The organism is Bacillus pumilus (assembly GCF_038738535.1).
Taxonomy (GTDB): domain Bacteria; phylum Bacillota; class Bacilli; order Bacillales; family Bacillaceae; genus Bacillus.
On sequence record NZ_CP046128.1, the window covers coordinates 349078 to 370624 of the forward strand.

Annotated in this window: 2 protein-coding genes; both read left to right on the forward strand. The window is 46.0% G+C overall.

Going from position 1 to position 21547, the window contains the following annotated elements:
• Nucleotides 1-108: 108 nt before the first annotated feature.
• Nucleotides 109-10815 carry an amino acid adenylation domain-containing protein gene (locus GKC25_RS01855; RefSeq protein ID WP_342689891.1) on the forward strand — a complete coding sequence of 3569 codons (10707 nt, stop codon included), beginning with the start codon at nt 109-111 and terminating at the stop codon, nt 10813-10815.
• 20 nt (nt 10816-10835) lie between these two features.
• On the forward strand, nt 10836-21527 hold the full coding sequence (locus tag GKC25_RS01860; RefSeq protein ID WP_342689892.1) for an amino acid adenylation domain-containing protein: 10692 nt from the start codon (nt 10836-10838) through the stop codon (nt 21525-21527).
• Nucleotides 21528-21547: the final 20 nt, after the last annotated feature.

Genomic DNA, 21547 nt, shown 5'->3' on the forward strand with positions numbered 1-21547 from the left:
CTTCTTTCCGTATTGCGTCTATTTAATCAAATAGACTTGGTTCTTTTGATATAGAGGGTTCAGGGTGTCACATTGGTGGAGAAAACATAAAAGAGGCGGAGGATAAGAATGAATACAGTTTATTACCCCTTAACACATGCGCAAAAGCGAGTATTCTACACGGAAAGATTTTATCCAGGTACAAGTATTTCTAATTTGGGTGGATTCGCCAGATTGAGATCGGTATCAGGTTTAGATCCATCTTTAGTCGTTGACGTGCTTCAAGCGTACATTCGCCAAACTGACTCCCTTCGTTTGAGGCTGGTGTATCGACATGAGCAGGAGGAGCCTGTTCAATATATGAAGCCTTATGAAGAACAGCCGATTCGCATGGAGAAGGGCTGGAGTGAAGAAGAAGTGAGGGCTTGGGCGAATGAGCAAATCCGTGAGCCAATGCCGTTAATTGACAGCCCCTTGATTGAATTTACGGTCTTTCAAATCAGTGATCAAGAGTGCTGGCTGTTCTGTAAAGCACATCATATTGTGGCGGATGGTATCTCGATTATCTTGATGGGAAATCGCATTATCGACTTATACCAGGACATGCTGCACGGGGTAGACATCTCACCGGTTGAGGAGATTTCCTTCGTTGATCACATCATGAGTGAGCAAAGCTATGAAACTTCTAAACGATTTCAAAAAGACCAAGCCTTTTGGAATGAGCAATTTGCCAATATTCCAGATTTCGCTTCTTTAAAACCGCATAAGGGATACGAGATGAGTTTACATGCGCAGCGATTTTCGGGGGATATTCCAGATTCTTTGAAGGAGAAACTTCGTGCTTTTTGTGAAGAGCAGAAAGTCAGTATGCTCTCGATGTTTATGTCCACTGTTTATGTATATTTACATCGTTTTAGCGGCTTGGAGGATGTTGTTCTTGGAACCTTTATGGGCAACCGAACGAATGCCAAAGAAAAAAAGATGATTGGTATGTTTGTTTCCACGATTCCAATGCGTGCATCTGTTCATGGATCGCAAACATTTCTTGATTTCGTAAAACAGGTCATGGCGGATCAAATGAAGATCTTGCGTCACCAAAAGTACCCTTACAATCTCCTCATGAATGATTTGCGAGAAAGAGAAGGGTTTACAGGGCGCCTTTTTGATATTTCTTTAGAATACCAGGTCATGCAGTGGCAGAAAAAAGAGAATCTGTCTTTTATTACTGAACCGATTTTTAGCGGGAGCGGAATGAATGATATTTCAATCCATGTAAAGGACCGCTGGGATACAGATACATTGACCATTGATTTGGACTACCGTACAGATGTATTCACCGAAGAAGAAATCAGTAAAATGTTTGATCGATTTTTGATCATACTAGAGGCGGCGGTCTCTCAGCCTGACCAGCTGATCGGGAGACTTCCTTTACTTCCATCAGATGAACAAAAGGAACTGCTGCAACTATCTGAGAGAATTCCGTTTGAAAAACCAGCTGAAAAACCGGTTCACCACATGTTTGATGAGACAGCAAATAAGTATGCAGAGCGGACAGCCGTTGTAGCGGAAAATGGAGCATTTACTTATGGAGAGCTGTATCAAAAGGCAGAAAAGCTGGCGCGGTTTTTACAAATGAAAGGTGTCTCGCGTGATGTGCCTGTTGCTGTCCTAATGGATCGGAAGGCAGATGCTATGGTGGCGATCTTCGGCATATTAAAGGCTGGCGGGGCATATGTACCGATTGATCCGGCATTACCTGAGGAGCGCATTCAATATATTGTGGAGGATTCTGGTGCTTCCATTGTGTTAACAGAGGAATCGTTCGTTTCAACATACCGTGCCCTCTCGGAAAAAATGGTCGTTCAGCAGCAAATCGAATTAGATGATGGTCTGCTGCCTGAGCTTGTAAATCAGTCGGCACCTGAGGATTTGGCTTACATGATTTATACATCAGGTACGACTGGAAAGCCGAAAGGCGTCATGATTGAGCATCTTCAGCTGCATCATTTGGTCCATGCCTTGCATCATGAGATTTATCAAGGGGCGAGTGAGCTTCAAATGGCGCTTCTTGCACCATTTCATTTTGATGCATCGGTGAAACAAATCTTTGCTGCTCTTTTATTTGGGCATACGCTTCATATCATCCCGCGAGAAACGACGAGAAATGGTGTTCAATTAGCGGCTTATTATAAAAAACATCAAATTGAAGCAGCAGACGGAACACCGGCGCATGTGCAGCTTTTACTTGCAGCGGATTTGGACGGGCTGTCATTGACACACATGTTGATTGGGGGAGAAGCATTGCCTGCGAAAGCAGCACACTCTCTTATCGAAGCGGTTCGTATGAGTGAGCCTGATTTTACTTTGTGGAATGTGTATGGTCCGACTGAGACGTGTGTCGATGCGGCGGTTCATCGTCTGGAACTAAGTGAGCTGCGCGAATCATCTGAACAGCAGCGTTATGTGTCGATCGGAAAACCACTCGGTCATCACCGTCTTTATATTTTAAATGACCATGATCAATTACAGGTGCAGGGGGCTGTTGGAGAGCTATGCATTGCAGGGATAGGTGTTGGACGAGGCTATGTGAATCAGCCTGAATTAACGGAGAAGGTATTCACGGCAGATCCGTTTTCTCCACACGAGCGTATGTATCGAACGGGGGATCTAGTCAGATGGCTTCCGGAGGGCACGATTGATTATCTTGGCAGAATGGATGATCAAGTAAAAATAAGGGGTTACCGCATAGAAACAGGCGAAATTGAAGCAGTGATGGAGCAGGTAGATGGAGTCGATCAAGCTGTCGTACTTGTGGTTGATGAAGCGGACGGGGAAAAGGCGTTAAGTGCTTACTATCAAGCTCGTCAAGAAGGTGTGTCAGTTGACATGCTGCAAGCCGCTATCAAACATCAGCTTCCAGCTTACATGATGCCGCTCTATTTCAAAGAGCTTGATGCATTTCCACTCACAGTCAGCGGCAAAGTCGATCGTCGTGCACTTGCTGCTTTAAAAGGCGACAAAGCAGTTCATGCTGTATATGCTGCACCTAGAAACGATCTCGAAACGAAGCTTGTGCGTTTGTGGGAAGAAATCCTTGGTCAAGAGAAGATTGGTGTATATGATTCTTTCTTCGAGCGAGGTGGTCATTCACTTAAAGCGATGACAGTACTCACACATGTTCAGCGAGACTTTCAGGTGGAAGTGCCGCTCTCCATTTTATTTGAACAGCAGACCATTGCCGCTTTGGCTGCCTACATTGAGCAAGCGGAAACATCTTCTGAAACGGTGATACCAAAAGCGCCGGCAGCAGACCACTATCCATTGTCACCTCCACAGCAGCGCGTTTATATGGTGAGTCAATTGGAGCAAAGCACCGCATACCATATGCCAGCTGTTGTGAGGTTAAAAGGAACATTGCAGCGAGAGAAGCTGACTGAAGCCTTTGAAAGACTCATCACACGTCATGATATGCTGCGTACTTCTTTTCATACGTTGAAAGGTGTTCCATGTCAGCAGGTAGCTCCATCAGTGCCATTTCAAATAGAGCAGCTGACAGGCGGCACGATGGAAGAAAATATGCAGCAATTTGTCAGACCTTTTGACCTTGAGTGTGCACCACTTCTTCGTATTGGCTTGAAGTCATTACATGATCAGGAGCACCTGCTCTTTTTCGATATGCATCATCTCATCTCAGATGGTCTTTCGATTGATTTAATGCTGCGTGAGCTGTCAGATGCTTACGAGGGATCGGTCAAAGCACCATTGAAGCTTCAATATCAAGATTATGCTGTTTGGCAAGAACAACAAGATTTTCAAAAAGAAGAGGCATTCTGGCTGCAGGAATTTTTGGGTGATCTTCCTGCTTTACAGCTGTTGACCGATTATCAACGCCCAGCGGTCCAGTCTTTTGCAGGGGACCGTGTGATCAAAGAAATAGATGAAACGTTAAAGGAACAATTGCAGGAGCTTGCGGCAAATCACCACACGACACTGTATACGGTTCTGCTTTCTGCTTACTATACATTGCTTGCGAAGTACACGGGTCAAAAGGAATTCGTGGTTGGAACACCGGCGGCAGGGCGTGTGCATGCAGACCTGGATGACATGATCGGCATGTTTGTCGAGACACTTGCTTTGCGGTCAGAGGTTGATCCGAATGGAACCATGTCGCAGTTGATCGAGCAAGTTAAGGAAAAGACGATGCATGCATTTGAGCATCAGCAATATCCATTTGAACGGCTGCTTGAAAAGCTGAATATACCAAGAGATTTTAGCCGTCATCCTTTATTCGATACCGTTTTTACACTCATGCCAGATCATGGAGCAGCCCAGCATATTGGAGAGATGCAAGTTGAAATTGAAGAAACCAATTTCCATATTGCAAAGTTTGATTTAACGCTGCAAGCGATGGAGTCAGATCAAGGTTTATCCTTTGTCCTCGATTACAGTACGGCGCTATTTAAACGAAGTACAGCCGAGCAAATGCTGCATCATTATATGTATTTGCTGGAGCAGATGGTCCAATCGCCGGAGGAAGCGATTCGATCCTATCGATTACTGTCTGAACAGGAAGCGGAAGCTCAACTGAATCTGTGGAATCCGTTACCGACGCCTTATCCGGCAGAAGAAACCATTGTGACGCAGTTTGAAGCGCAGGTGCAGGAGCATGGTCATAAGTCTGCACTCCAATGTGAAGGTGTGATTCTTTCTTACCAAGAACTGAATGACCGAGTGAACCAGCTGGCTCATTATTTGCGTGAACATGGGTTTGAAAGAGGGATGAAAGCGGCCTTATTCTTTGAACGATCCAATGAGATGGTACTCTCTGTTCTAGCTGTGCTTAAGGCGGGCGGCGTCTATGTACCAATTGATCCTGATTTCCCTGATGAGCGCGTGAAGCACTTTTTGACAGATAGCGGTGCACAATTTTTACTGACACACCAGGTGCTGCGCCAACGTTCGGTACTCGCTTCTTTTGAGGGAACCGTCGTCGAAACAGAAGATCAACTGATTGTTCAGCAGTCAGGCAGCAATATAGACATACCTATTTTACCTGAGGACTTGGCGAATTTGACCTATACATCTGGTACAACTGGCAAGCCGAAAGGAAATATGGTGACACACCGGAATATTTTGAGAACGGTGAAGCAATCAAATTATCTTGCCATTCATCATGAAGACACGGTGATGAGTCTATCAAACTATGTATTTGATGCTTTTATGTTTGATGTGTTTGGTGCTTTATTAAACGGAGCGAAACTGATTGTTCTGCCAAAGGACCATATCTTAAATATGAATGAGCTTTCTGGAGCGATTGAGAAGGAAAAAGTCAGTATTTTAATGATCACGACAGCTCTTTTTCACTTACTCATCGATATGAAAAAAGACAGCCTGAAGAACGTCAGAAAAGTTCTGTTTGGCGGAGAGCGAGCTTCCGTGCCTCATGTCATGACTGCACTTGAAACGGTGGGGGAAGGCAAGCTTGTTCATATGTACGGTCCTTCTGAAAGCACGATTTTCACTACGTATTATCCAGTGAATCACATTGAGAAGCAGGCGTTATCCATTCCAATTGGAAAGCCAGTGAGTCAAACGGCTGTTTACATTGTAGATGAATTTGGACATGTGCAGCCGCCGGGTGTTGCGGGAGAGCTATGTGTCGCTGGTGATGGACTGGTGAAAGGATATTATGGGCAGCCAGAACTCACAAGCGAAAAATTTGTGGAAAATCCTTTCCGCCCTGGTGAGGTCATGTATAAAACGGGTGATCTTGCACGATGGCTGTCAAATGGAGAGATTGAATTCATTGGACGGATTGATCATCAAGTGAAGATTCGAGGTCAGCGTATTGAACTTGGAGAAATTGAGCATCAGCTGCTGCGACATCCGCAATTGAAGGAAGCCGTCGTCATTGCAGCTCCAAATGATACATTATGTGCGTATTTCACAGCAGAAGGGTCTGTCTCATTAACTGATTTGCGCGAGCAAGCAGGACGTGAACTGCCTGTGTATATGATGCCGTCGTTCTTCATGCAATTAGACGAGCTTCCGCTGACGAATAACGGCAAGGTAGATAGGCGCGCCTTACCGGTGCCTGACCTAAGTGAGCAGGGGGTAAATGAGTACATCCCTCCTCAAACCGAAACAGAGCATCACGTAGCGCGCATTTGGGAGGAAGTTCTTGAAGTGCCGAGAATCGGCAGGGACGATCATTTCTTTGAATGCGGTGGCCATTCGCTGCGCGGCATGAAAATGCTGAACAGGCTGTATGAAGAGATGCACGTGGAGCTCACTTTGAAGTCTTTATTTGAATCTCCAACATTAGAGGCGTTTGCCTTTGCGGTTGATCAAGCGGATCAAACGGAGATCAAGCGGGTGGAGGTTGCAGAAGAAGCGGCCTATTATCCAGTGACATCTGCTCAGAAAAGGCTGTTTGTATTGGAGAAAATGACCGATGCGGAGCAAAGCTATCATATGCCGGCTGCTTTAAAGCTAGAAGGTGTTTTTGATGAAAAACGATTTAAAAAAGCGATTGAGCAGCTTGTCCATCGTCATGAAGCATTTAGAACGAGCTTTGACTTTGTTCAGAATGAACCTGTTCAACGGATTGAATCAAATATTTCCTTAGACATTGAGGAAATCGAAGGGAACGGAAGAGACATACAGGAATTGATGAATGACTTTATCCGTCCATTTGATGTAGGAAAGGCGCCTTTACTCAGAGTAGGTCTAGTTTCTGTTTCCGTAAATGTCCATTATTTACTGATTGATATGCATCATATCATTTCAGATGGCGCATCTGTTGGCATTTTAATTGAGGAGCTTTCAGCCTTGTATCGAGGAGACAAACTACAGGAATTACCTGTTCAATATAAGGATTATGCGGTTTGGTCAAAAAGTGAGACGTTTGCTGCACAAAAAAGAGCTGAAGAGGCGTTTTGGCTGGAGCAATTACAAGGAGAGCTGCCTGTACTGGGACTGCCAGAAGACCTGCCAAGACCAAAAGTGCAAACATTCGCAGGAGATCGCGTCTCATTTACAATCAATGGGCCGCTTAAAGCGAAATTGGATGAGCTGGTCAGAGCGCTCAACAGTACGACGTATACAGTCCTGCTCACTTGCTACAGTACCCTTTTAAGCAAGCTATCAAGACAAGAAGATATCATCATCGGTTCACCGATTGTGGGCAGAACTCACCCTGATATTCAATCTGTCATTGGTATGTTTGTGAACACGCTGGCACTTAGAACAAAGCCAGCAGGACATCTGACAGCTGCAGAATTTGCGTCAAATGTTCATCAACTTGTGTTAGAGGCAAATAAGCATCAGTTGTACCCATTTGAAGAATTGGTAGACCAAGTACAAACGGTTCGAGACACTAGCCGTCACCCAATCTTTGATGTAGTGTTCTCGATGGAAAATGCGGATATCCGTGATTTAACGATGGATGGACTTTACATCGTTCCAGAGCCATTTGAAGAAAATATCGCCAAATTTGATTTGACCTTAACTGGAAACGAATCGGCTGATCACATTGAGCTTGTGTTCGATTTTAATACTTCTATCTTTCAACAGTCTTCGATTGAAAAGTGGAAGGAGTTTTTCCTTCATTTATTGGAACAAATGGTATCAGCGCCAGATCAATCGTTAGATCAAATGCAGCTATTATCACCGAAGCAGCAGCAAAAACTGCTCAGCGAATGGTCAGGACCTGTCCTAGACGTCCCGTCAGATCAAACGGTCCATGCACTGATTGAGGCCAAGGTACATGAGGCACCCCTACAAAAAGCGGCGACTTTCTGCGGAACGAGCTGGACGTATGAAGAGCTCAACAGCCGGGCGAATGTAGTTGCTTCAAGACTTATCTCAAGCGGTACAAAACCAGGAGACCGCGTCGGTATTCTCACCCGCCCATCGCTTGATATGACGGCCGCTGTCCTTGGAGTTCTCAAGACAGGTGCGGCATTCGTTCCAATTGATGCGGATTATCCTGATCAGCGTATTGCTTACATGATGGAAGACTGCGGGGCAGAGATACTTCTGATGCAAAAAGGATTAACTGCACCAACTTCCTTTGCAGGTCATGTCCTGCTGATAGAAGATGCGGTAGAAGGCGAAGCAAAAGAGATTCAGGTTCATATGAAACCAACAGATCTCGCCTATATGATTTACACGTCTGGAACGACTGGACAGCCGAAGGGTGTCATGGTCGAGCACCAGTCCCTTGTCAATCTTGCTTTCTGGCACAATGATGCCTTCCAAGTGACAAATGCGGATCGAACCGCCAAATATGCCGGCTTTGGCTTTGACGCCTCCATTTGGGAGATGTTCCCGACATGGATCGCCGGCGCAGAGCTGCACATCATCGATGAAGCGATTCGTCTCGATATGATCAAGCTCAACGCGTATTTCAATCAAGAAGGTATCACCATTGCGTTCCTGCCGACCCAGTTATGCGAGCAGTTTATGTCAATGGACAATCATTCACTGCGCTACCTACTGACTGGCGGAGACAAGTTGAAACAGGTAAAGCCTGTTCCATATAAACTCGTTAATAACTACGGTCCGACGGAAAATACAGTCGTGGCGACAAGCGGGATCATCAACCCAGATCAAGGAACGCTTCCAATCGGAACAGCGATTGCCAATACCCGTTTTTACATTATGGGTTCGTTATATGACCTCTCGCCGCCAGACGTACCGGGTGAGCTCGTGATTGCGGGGAAAGGACTGGCAAGAGGGTACTGGAATCTTCCAGAGGAAACCAACAAACGATTTGTCCCAGATCCATTTTATCCAGGTGAGCGCATGTACCGTACAGGCGACTTAGTGAAATGGACAGAGGATGGCGAGCTGATCTATCTCGGCAGAAAAGACCATCAGGTCAACATTCGAGGCTTCCGGATTGAGTTGTCAGAAATTGAGGCGCAGCTTCTTGAACTGAATTCAGTCAAAGAAGCAGTTGTGACAACGGTGAAAGATACGAGCGAACAAGATGCGCTTGCCGCATATGTCATCACGGAGAATGAAACAGAAGACTTAAAAGAAAGCTTAAAACGCACGTTGCCAGACTATATGGTGCCATCATACATCATCAAGCTTAACCAACTGCCGATGACGGCAAATGGCAAAGTCGATCTGAAAGCATTGCCAGCGCCTGATATGGAAGCAAACCAAACGGCATACGAAGCCCCAAGAGACGAAGTTGAAACACTGCTTTGCGATATTTGGGCAGATGTCCTTGGCGTGAGCCAAGTCGGCATTCACGACCACTTCTTCTTCCTTGGTGGAGACTCAATTAAAGGCATCCAAATGGCAAGCAGACTCACGCAAGCGGGCTGGAAGCTTGATATGAAGCTATTGTTCCAATATCCAACGATTGCGGAGCTCCGCCCATATATTGAAGAAGCTGATCAAATGACAGCCGACCAATCACCAGTTGAAGGGGAAGTCATTTTCACACCGATTCAGCGCTGGTTCTTTGAGCGAAACTTTACGAGTCAGCACCATTGGAACCAATCGGTTATGCTCCATGCGCTAAATGGCTTGGATGAAGCCATCGTTCAGCAAGTGTTGGAGCAGCTGATGATCCATCATGATGCCTTGCGAATGGTGTATCAGCTTGAAGAAGGGCGCATGATCCAGCGTCATCGAAGAATTGAGGAAAACATGGTGGCTGTTGAGGTGATGGAAGTACAAGGAGAACTGTCGCAGCAAATCCAGCAGGTAGAAAAGCTTGCAAATGAAGTGCAGGCGAGTATATCGCTGGCGGAGGGACCTTTAGTGAAGCCAGTCATTTTCCGAACGGATCAAGGGGATCACTTATTGCTCGCTGTACACCATCTTGTCATCGATGGTGTGTCATGGCGTATTTTCCTTGAAGATTTTATGGCTCTTTATGAACAGTCGAAGCGGGGGGAAGACCTGACACTTCCTGAAAAAACACACTCCTTCCAAGAATATGCCCAGAAGCTGACGGAATACGCGATGTCAGATGAACTGCTATCGGAAAGAGCTTATTGGAAAAAGGTACTTGCACATTCCGTTACACCGCTTCAAAAGGATCATGTGACGGAGGATCAGCGGATGCTTCATACACAGACCATTCGCTTTACATTGTCTAAGGAGGAAACACGCAGTCTGCTGACAGATGTACATGAAGCATACCAAACAGACATCAATGATATTTTGCTGACAGCATTAGGATTGTCCATGAAAGAGTGGACAGGTGAAGAGAGACACTTTATTCATCTTGAAGGACACGGAAGAGAGGAAATCCTCCCTGGGGTCGATGTATCACGAACCATCGGCTGGTTTACAAGCATGTATCCTGTGTTACTGGATATGTCGCATGCAGACGATCTTTCTTATCAGATCAAGCATTTAAAAGAGGAACTCAGGCACATTCCGAACAAGGGAATCGGCTATGGCATATTAAAATATTTAACCCCTGACAAGATGAAGGACGATATCTCATTTGATGTCACACCAGATATCAGCTTTAACTATCTTGGTCAGTTTGATGAACAGATCGGCGGTGAGTTAAGCCGCTCAACGTGGCATCCAGGACAATCGTTGAGCCCTGAATCAGAGAAGCCTCATGCACTTGATATTGTTGGTTTCGTAGAACAAACAATGCTCCATGTGACGATTTCTTATCATCATCTTGAATTTGAAGAAGGTACGATGGAACAATTCAAGAATCTCCTTGAAAAGAATGTGAAGGCGCTGATCTCACATTGCGTATCACAGGAGGAAACCCAGATGACACCTAGTGATGTAGGGGATGAAGATCTCACCATGGATGAACTTGAAAAGCTAATGGATATATTTTAAGCAAACGAAGAGGTGGACTTATGAGCAAGCAGAAGATTCAAAAGGTATATCCTTTAACACCCATGCAGGAGGGCATGCTGTATCATGCCATGCTAGACCCTAATTCCTCCTCTTATTTCACACAGCTTGAGCTTGGAATAAGCGGAGAGTTTGATCTCGCTCTTTTTGAAAAAAGTCTCAATGAGCTCATACGGACATATGACATTCTCCGTACAGCCTTTGTCTATCAACAATTGCAAAAGCCTCGTCAGGTTGTACTGGCTGAACGTCATCTAGATGTGTATCGAGAAAATCTATCTCATCTGAATCATCAAGAGCAGCAAAAGGTATTGGGTCAATATAAAAAGCAAGTGAGAAAGCAAGGATTTCACTTAACGAATGATCTATTATTGAAGGTCGCTGTTTTTCAACTAAATGAAACAAATTGGCATCTGATTTGGAGCAACCATCACATCATCATGGACGGTTGGTCCATGGGTGTTTTAATGAAAAAACTGTTTCATTACTATGAATCTTATCGGAACGGTCGAACGCCGGATCGCTCACAGGGTAAGCCTTATGCAGATTATATCCATTGGCTTGGAAAGCAAAATAAACAAGAAGCGGAAAGCTATTGGAAGAAGCGTCTAGATGGCGCTGTTCAACATCAAGGACTGCTGCAGCAAAAAGAATCGAACGGACAATACGACCATCGGGAATGGACGTTTACATGGGATGCTCATACGGTACAAGCCATTCAAGATGTGGCAAGACAAAGCCAAGTGACGGCACCGAACTTGTTCCAAGCGGTCTGGTCCGTTCTTTTAGGCACCTATCATGCAGCAGATGATGTGACATTCGGAACCGTTGTATCAGGCAGACCTCCTAGTGTATCTGGGATTGAGCGCATGGCAGGGCTGTTTATCAATACGATACCCGTTCGGGTGACATTGGATCAGGGGCAGACGTTCAAACAGTTGTTTCAAAAGGTTCAGCAGCATGCACTGGAAGCGGAAAACTATGATTTTATGCCGCTTTATGACATTCAGCAAAAGACAGCTGCTGGAGGGCAGCTCTTTGATCATTTGGTTGGGTTTGAGAACTATCCTTTAGATCAGGAGCTGTCTGGTGATACCATGTCTGCACGGCTTGGTTTTTCCATTGATGTAAAGGACGGATTTGAACAAACGAATTTCGACCTAAATGTCCTTGTTTATCCAGGTGAAACGTGGACATTGAAAATCAAATACAACGCCATAGCTTTTGAAGAAAAGATCATTGAAAACATATCAAAACATCTGACCAATCTCATGAAGCAAATCATCCAAAACCCTGATGTACGCCTTCATGATGTGACATGTATCACAGAAGAGGAGAAGCAGCAGATTGAAGCGTGGAATCAGACAGAGCGAGATTATCCGAAGCATCTGTCTATTCCTGAGCTGCTTAATGAACGTATGAAGGCGCAGCCTGACTATCTGGCATTAGTTGAAGGCGATCGAACATTCACGTACGGGGAGCTTGGACAAGAAATCCGTCGTTTAGCCGGCAGTCTTGTTGAAAACGGCGTACAGCCGGGGGATGCTGTCGCGGTGTATATGAACCGATCAACAGATGCGGTGATCGCCATTTTAGCAGTTCTGCACGCAGGGGCTGCTTATGTGCCGATTGATCCTTCCCAGCCTGAGGAGAGAATCCGATGGATGCTTGAAGACAGCGGCGCATCCATTTTGCTTCATGCTGACAATCAGCCGCCAGTTGATGAACATATCAAGGCTGTACATGTGACGAGTAAGCCTCATCACTCACACGTGGATTTATCAGCCCGGACGTCTCCATCTCAATTGGCGTATATCATGTATACATCAGGATCAACTGGACAGCCAAAAGGGGTTCAAATTGAGCATCAGCATATTGTGAGATTGGCTTGCTCTCAGGAGAAATTAGGCTTGACCCAGTCGGATCGTATGGCGCATACAGGGGCCGTTAGCTTTGATGCTATTACCTTTGAGATATTTACCACGCTGCTAAATGGGGCGACGCTTTATCCTGTTGACCGTGATACTTTATTGGATATCCATCGATTCGAACAATTTATCCAAACACATCAGTTGACGGCGCTCTTTTTAACAACTGGATTATTTAATCAGCTCGCTCAGCAGCGGCCGCAAATGTTCGAAGGATTAACCACATTAATTACAGGCGGTGACGTCATCAATGTGAAGAGTGCGGAGCTTGTGAAACAGCATCATCCAGCACTTGTCTTACTGAATGCCTATGGCCCAACAGAAAATACAACCATCTCGACCATTTACGAAGTAAGAGGAGATGAAACGGGGCCGATCCCAATTGGCCAGCCGATCAACCATTCGTCAGCTTATATTTTAGATGATGATCAAAGATTGCAGCCAATTGGAGCGCCAGGAGAGCTGTATGTTGGTGGAGATGGTGTCGCAAGAGGGTATTTCCATCGTCCAGATTTGACCAATCAAGTGTTCATGGCAGATCCTTTTAAGCCGTCAGGCCGTTTGTATCGAACAGGAGATTTGGCTAGATATGGCGCGGATGGCCAGATCGAATTCCTCGGCCGGACAGATGATCAGGTGAAAATTCGAGGCTTCCGTATTGAGCTTGGTGAAATTGAAACAGTGCTTCAGCAAGAAGCGGGCATAGATGATGCGGTTGTGCTTGTCCATTCGTTTTCCTCAGGTGAAAAGGAAATCACCGCTTACTTCACAGGGACAATGACAGAAGAAGAGGTGCGGGATTTATTCAATCAAGAGCTGCCAGCTTATATGGTGCCGCACCATGTGATGAAGCTGGATGCTTTTACGCTCACGTCGAACGGGAAGGTAGATCGAAAAGCTTTACCAAAGCCGGACGCGCATCGGGATGAAAAGGAAATCATTCCGCCTGAGACGGAGACGGAAAAGGCACTTGCTCAAATTTGGGAGGAGCTCCTTGGGAAAACGGTAGGAGTAGATGAACATTTCTTTATGGCTGGCGGGCACTCTCTCAAAGCGATGATGATGTCCGCGAAAATTCAAGAGGTGCTTCAAAAGGAAGTACCGATTCAAGTGATATTTGAGAAGCCGACAATTCGTTCATTAGCGGCGTACATCGATCAGGACGGTCAAGAAGAAACGGGGCATCCTATTTTACCAGCAGAGCAGGCGGAAGAATATCCGGTATCACCAGCCCAGCGCCGTTTATACATTTTGCAGACACTTGAACCTGACAGCACGAATTATCATATTCCGATCGTCTTAACGGTTGAAGGGACACTCGAATATCAGCGGCTCAGATCGGCGTTTGATCAGTTGATCCAAACGCATGAAATCTTAAGAACGAGTTTTCATATAAATGGAGAAGACATCGTCCAAAGGGTGAATGAATGGACTGCATTTGACCTTCCCGTTCATGACATCAAGGAAGAAGAGGCGGAGGCATTCCTTTCTGAAAGTCAAACACCATTTGATTTAACAGCTGCGCCTCTATTGCGAGCTCAGTTGTTGAAGGTCAGTGAGAACCGTCATCTTCTCGTCTTGGAAGCACATCATCTCATTACAGATGGCAGCTCCATGAAGACGTTCATTCAAGATTTGGCGAAGGCCTATGATGGAGAAGCTCTTGCAGAAAGAGCCATTCATTATAAAGATTACGCTGTCTGGCAGTTAAGTGAAGAAGAGACGGAGAAACAGAAGGAGCATGAAGCATATTGGTTGAAGCAATTCGAAGGGGACTTGCCGGTATTAGAGCTGCCAACTGATTATCCGCGTCCAGCGGAACGTGATTTTTCCGGGGAACGATTCATGTTTGGTTGTGATCAAGCGACAACTCAGCGGATTCATGAATTGCTTCAGAAAACAGATACGACCATGTACATGTTCTTGTTATCTGCTTTTCAAGTGCTGCTTGCCACTTATAGCGGCCAGGAAGATATCATTGTTGGTTCCCCTGTTGCAGGACGGACACATCCTGATATACAGGACATGCCGGGGATGTTTATCAACACCGTTGCGATGCGCGGAAAACCAGAACAAACGAAAACATTTTTACAGCTGCTTGAAGAAATAAAAGAAACGAGTGTTGACGCTTTTGCTCATCAAAGCTATCCGCTCGAAGAATTAATTGCACGCCTTCCGCTAGATCGTGATACAACCCGAAGCCCGCTCTTTAGCGTGTCATTTAACATGCAGAACATGGAGGTTCCAGCGCTAAAGCTCGGCGATCTGCACATTTCGCCTTATGCCATTCAGCATCACTCTGTCAAATTTGACTTGTCTCTAGAAGCATTTGAACGAGAGGGAGCATTAAAGCTGAGCTTTGACTATGCAGCGGCATTATTTAAAGAAGAGACGGTCCGCAGGTTCGGAACTCATCTTCTAGCGATTATTCGTGAAGCGGTCCAACACCCGGATGAACAGATCGGCTTGCTCCGTATCCTTGATCAGCATGAGCAAATAGAGCGATTGGAGAAAAAAGACGAAGTGCAATCGAATCGTCATGAGCCCTTCCATGTCCAATTTTCGCGTCAGGTAAAGGAAACACCAGATGCCATTGCGGTGATGGATGATCAACGGAAGCTCACTTACCGCGAGCTGGAAGACATGGCAAATGCGCTTGGCAGTGAACTGAAGGTACGAGGCGTCGAGAAAGAAAAGACTGTAGCACTGATTCTTGACCGCTCTGTCTATGTCATCGTCTCAATGCTTGGTGTGATGAAAGCAGGTGGTGCATTTGTACCAATTGATCCGGCCTTCCCTGCGGAACGTATCCGTTACACATTAGAAGATTCAGGTGCACAAGTGATCGTGACAAATGAGTCTCTTGCAGGTTCCTATCAAGATCACAAGTCGATTCAGGTGGTGCAGGTAGAAAAAGCAGTGCAGCAAAGCCGCTCGCTAGATCTGCCGGAAGGCTCAGCCGATCAGCTCGCTTATGTAATATACACATCTGGTACAACAGGGAAGCCGAAGGGTGTACAGCTCACGCATCGTAATCTATCACACTATGTCAACTGGCTGACAAATGAGGTGACATTGCAAGAATGCGATCGGACGGCACTGCTTTCTTCTTATGCATACGATCTCGGTTACACAAGCATTTTCCCTGTCTTAAAAGCAGGAGGGACACTGTATGTGCCTCGTGAAGATGTGTATACAGACCCGGTGCGTCTCATGCGTTTAATTGATGAACAAGAGCTGACGTATATCAAAATGACACCATCCTTATTTCATATGATGGCAGATTCGAAGGATCATGCATTTAACGCTTTACGCCTTGTGATACTTGGAGGGGAACCGATTGTCTCTGAGGATGTTGAAACGTTTATGGAGCAGCACCCATGTGTGGCAGTGATGAACCACTATGGCCCGACAGAGACAACTATTGGGACTGTGACCAAGCTGATCACACCGCAAGAGCTAGGCGCTTTGAAGGATCGCTCTGTGATCGGGCAGCCAATTGCTCACACAAGAGCGCTCGCACTCAATCGTCAGAAGCGCCTCGTCCCTTACGGCGCACCTGGAGAGCTTTATATATCGGGGGAAGGTGTATCGAGAGGGTATTTGAATCAGCCTGAATTAACAGCAGAGCGTTTTCTTGAAAATCCATATTATCCTCAGGAGCGAATGTATCGCACAGGGGATTTGGTCAGACAGCATGCAAATGGAGACATTGAGTTTCTCGGAAGAATAGATGATCAAGTGAAAATCCGCGGTTATCGTATTGAGAAACAGGAAATTGAGCATGCCGCGCGTGCACGATTATCCATTCAAGAGGTGTATGTCAAAGTAATTCACATGTCCCGTTTACCGGAGCTTGCACTCTATTACGCAGCGCCTGAACCAATTGGAACACTGACGTTTAGAGAAAAGCTTGCGGAGACACTGCCGGATTATATGATTCCAACGTACTTTGTCAAAGTCGACCACATTCCGCTCACACAAAACGGAAAGATAGATGCGAAGTCTCTGCCGCTTCCGCACGAGGTGCATATGAACCGCGCGGTGCATGCAGCACCAGAAACGGCACTTGAGCAATCGCTGTGTGACATTTGGTCAGAAGTACTTGGGGTTGAACAAATAGGTGTTCATGGTCACTTCTTTGAATTGGGAGGTCATTCTCTCAAAGGCATGGTGCTCATTTCGAAGGTACAAGCCAAGCTGAACAAGCATGTGCCGCTCAAAGTCCTTTTTGAAAAGCCAACGATACGGGCGATGGCAGCCTATTTGGAAGAAGTGGATTCTTCGGACATCACATCCATTCATCCGGCGGAGAAGCAAGATTTTTATCCTGTCTCTTCCGCTCAAAAGCGGATGTATGTGTTACAGCAGCTGCATCCAGAAGCAGTTACTTACCATATGCCTGCCGTTTTGATGATGGAAGGCAGCCTTGATGTAAAGCAGCTAGAAGAAGCGCTGCAAGCCTTGATCGAACGACATGAATCATTGCGGACAGCCTTTGTAGAAATTGACGGCGTACCAGTTCAAAAAGTCTATCGCCGAGTGCCGTTTACGTTAGAGGTTGTTGAAGTAGAGAGAGGTCATGAGCAGCCTGTCATAGACGCATTTATCACCCCATTCTCATTATATCAAGCACCATTAATGAGGGCAAAGGTGGCGAAGCTTTCTGATGTGAAATATGTGTTCATGATGGATATGCACCATATCATCGCAGATGGTGTCACACGCAGTTTGCTCATTCAAGAATTGGCAGAGTTGTATGAGAAAAAGACATTACCGCCAGTTCAGCTGCACTACAAGGATTATGCGGTATGGCAGCAGGAAGAAAAGCAGCAAGCGCTGCTCGAGAAACAGCGTCAATATTGGCTGGAGCAATACGCTCAGCCGCCTGAAGATTTGGCGCTGCCACTTGATTTTCCACGCCCTCATGTTCAGTCATTTGAAGGAGACCGCGTCGATAGATGGTTATCTGCTGAAAAGGTGCAGTCCATTAAAACGCTCATGGCTGAAAAAGGTGTGAGCTTGAACATGGTCATGCAAACGGCATTTGCCATTTTCCTTTCCAAATTAACTGGGCAGACAGATATCGTTATAGGCGCTGTGACAGCAGGACGTACGCAAGCTTCAATCGAACGGGTTCCGGGCATGTTTGTGAATACACTGGCTCTTCGACATGAAGTGCAGTTAGAGGAAACGACAGCACAATTGCTTGAAAAAATGAAAGATCGCAGCCTAGCAGCCTATGAACATCAAGAATTCCCGTTTGAGGAATTGGTGGCACAGTTAGATCTTCCGAAAGACACGAGCCGCAACCCATTGTTTAGTGTCATGCTGACAACGGATGACCGAGACCTGACGTTACCGGATCTGGATGGACTCAAGCTTTCGCAAAAACAGCAAGAAACAGTTCAAGCAAAATTTGATGTAACGCTCGGTGTATTTGAAGAAAAAGACCAAGTGGGCCTGCGTTTTGAGTATGCAACGGCACTGTTTAAAAAGAAGACCATTCAGCGTTGGAGTCAATATTTTGAACAAATCATAGACGAAATGCTGGCTAAGCTAAATCAGCCAATTTCAGCGCTATCGATCTTAACTGAAGAGGAAAAACGAGAACTGATCAATGAATGGTCAGGTCCTGTCCTAGACGTCACGTCAGATCAAACGGTCCATGCACTGATTGAGGCCAAGGTACATGAGGCACCCCTACAAAAAGCGGCGACATTCTGCGGAACGAGCTGGACATATGAGGAACTGAACAATCGGGCGAATATAGTTGCTCAGAAATTGATCTCTCTTGGCACAAAACCCGGAGATCGCGTCGGCATTCTCACCCGTCCATCGCTTGACATGACGGCAGCCGTCCTTGGCGTCCTGAAGGCAGGTGCGGCATTCGTTCCAATTGATGCGGATTATCCTGATCAGCGTATTGCGTACATGCTAGAGGACTGCGAGGCAGAGGTGCTTCTGATGCAAAAAGGACTGACTGCACCAACTTCTTTCACAGGTCATGTTCTGCAAATAGAAGATGCCGTAGAAGGAGAAGCACAAGAAATTCAGGTACATGTGAAACCAACAGATCTCGCCTATATGATTTACACATCGGGAACGACTGGACAGCCGAAGGGTGTCATGGTCGAGCACCAGTCTCTTGTCAATCTTGCTTTCTGGCACAATGATGCCTTCCAAGTGACAAATGCGGATCGAACCGCCAAATATGCCGGCTTTGGCTTTGACGCCTCCATTTGGGAGATGTTCCCGTCGTGGATCGCCGGCGCAGAGCTGCACATCATCGATGAAGCGATTCGTCTCGATATGATCAAGCTCAATACGTATTTCAATGAAAAAGGGATCACCATTGCGTTCCTGCCGACCCAGTTATGCGAGCAGTTTATGTCAATGGACAATCATTCACTGCGCTACCTACTGACTGGCGGAGACAAGCTGAAACAGGTAAAGCCTGTTCCATATAAACTCGTCAATAACTATGGCCCAACAGAAAACACAGTCGTGGCGACAAGCGGGATTATCAACCCAGATCAAGGAACGCTTCCAATCGGAACAGCGATTGCCAATACTCGTTTCTACATCATGGGTTCGTTATACGACCTCTCGCCGCCAGACGTACCGGGTGAGCTCGTGATCGCAGGAAAAGGACTGGCAAGAGGGTACTGGAATCTTCCAGAGGAAACAGAGAAACGATTTGTCCCAGATCCATTTTATCCAGGCGAGCGCATGTACCGTACAGGCGACTTGGTGAAATGGACAGAGGATGGTGAGCTGATCTACCTCGGCAGAAAAGACCATCAGGTCAACATCCGCGGTTTCCGTATTGAACTGTCAGAAGTTGAGGCGCAGCTCCTTGCGCTGGTGGAAGTCAAAGAAGCAGTCGTGACAACGGTCAAAGATGCCAGCGATCAAGACGCCCTTGCCGCATATGTCATCACGGAGAATGAAACAGAAGACTTAAAAGAAAGCTTAAAACGCACGTTGCCAGACTATATGGTGCCTTCATGGATCATCAAGCTAGACCAACTGCCGATGACGGCAAATGGCAAAGTCGATCTAAAAGCATTGCCAGCGCCTGATATGGAAGCAAACCAAACGGCATACGAAGCCCCAAGAGACGAAGTTGAAACACTGCTTTGCGGTATTTGGGCAGATGTCCTTGGCGTGAGCCAAGTTGGCATTCACGACCACTTCTTCTTCCTTGGTGGAGACTCAATTAAAGGCATCCAAATGGCAAGCAGACTCACGCAAGCGGGCTGGAAGTTCGATATGAAGCTATTATTCCAGTACCCAACGATTGCGGAGCTGCGCCCATATATCGAAGAAGCCGATCAATTGACAGCTGACCAATCATCGGTTGAAGGGGAAGTCATTTTGACTCCAATTCAACGCTGGTTCTTTGAGCGAGCATTCAGTGACCAGCACCATTGGAATCTCTCGATGATGCTTCATGCGCCAAACGGATTTGACCTTTCGATTACAGAACAAGTGATGCAGAAATTACTTTCACATCATGATGCACTGCGCATGGTATACAGGCAAGAGCATGATGACATTCTGCAATACAATCAGCGGGAGCTCACGGAATCGATTGCGATTATTTCTCATGATGTCTCTAAAGAGCACGACGTGAAAAAGGCCATTTCCACATATGCCAACGAGTATCAGCGTCAGCTGAACCTCGAAACAGGTCCGCTCATGAAAGTGATTTGTTTCCGTGCAAAAGATGGCGATCACTTACTCATCGTGACACACCATCTTGTCATTGACGGTGTTTCATGCCGAATTTTACTAGAGGATTTTATGTCTCTTTATCAGCAGGCAGCTCAAGGACAAACGCTCGTTCTTCCGCCAAAAACCCATTCCTTTAAAGAATGGGCAGAGGCAATCGAACGATACGCACAGTCCAAGCCGTTAAAAAGCCAAAGTGAGTACTGGACAGAGATTGACACTCTGCCATTGACCACTTTACCTGTTGATCATGAAGTAACGAAAAGAAAAGTTGCTCAAACAAAAGCAGTACAGTTGCAGCTTTCAGAAACCGAAACCGAGCATCTTTTAACCGATATTCATCTACCGTATACAACGGAAATGAACGATATTCTTCTATGTGCTCTCGGTCTTGCCGTTCAGGAATGGACAGGGAAGTCCCATGTACATGTGCAGCTTGAAGGTCATGGAAGAGAGGATATTTTATCAGGGCTGGATGTCTCCCGCACGGTTGGCTGGTTTACGAGTATGTATCCAGTTGTTCTTGAAGCAAAGCCGGATCAGACCATAGCTGATGCTATTAAAGGAACGAAAGAGATGCTGCGGCGTGTGCCAAATAAAGGAATTGGCTACGGGATTTTGAAATACATGACAGCCACTGAGCCGTCAGGACAGCACGTACATCCTGAAATCAGCTTGAACTATCTTGGGCAGATCGATCAGGAAGTGACGACAGAACTCTTTGGACCGTCCACCTATGATATGGGACGACAAGCAAGCCCTGATTCAGAAGCTGTCTATAAGCTGAACCTCAGTGGTCTTGTTCAACACAATCGATTCATGTTGTCGTGTTCCTATTGTACAGATGAATATGAAGAACAAACGATACAGCAGTTCATGGCATTGTTGAAAGAAAAAATCCAATCCATCATTACCCATTGTTTAGCGCAGCACGAAAGAGAATTTACGCCAAGTGACTTCTCTGCGGCTGATCTTGAAATGGATGAAATGGACGACATTTTTGACATGCTTGAGGAAAAATTGACCTAACAACACGAGATCAGTCATAC

What these genes read in the sequence shown, in the direction of transcription:
- GKC25_RS01855 (WP_342689891.1), top strand. Translation starts at nt 109, where the DNA reads ATGAATACAGTTTATTACCCCTTAACACATGCGCAAAAGCGAGTATTC.
- GKC25_RS01860 (WP_342689892.1), top strand. Translation starts at nt 10,836, where the DNA reads ATGAGCAAGCAGAAGATTCAAAAGGTATATCCTTTAACACCCATGCAG.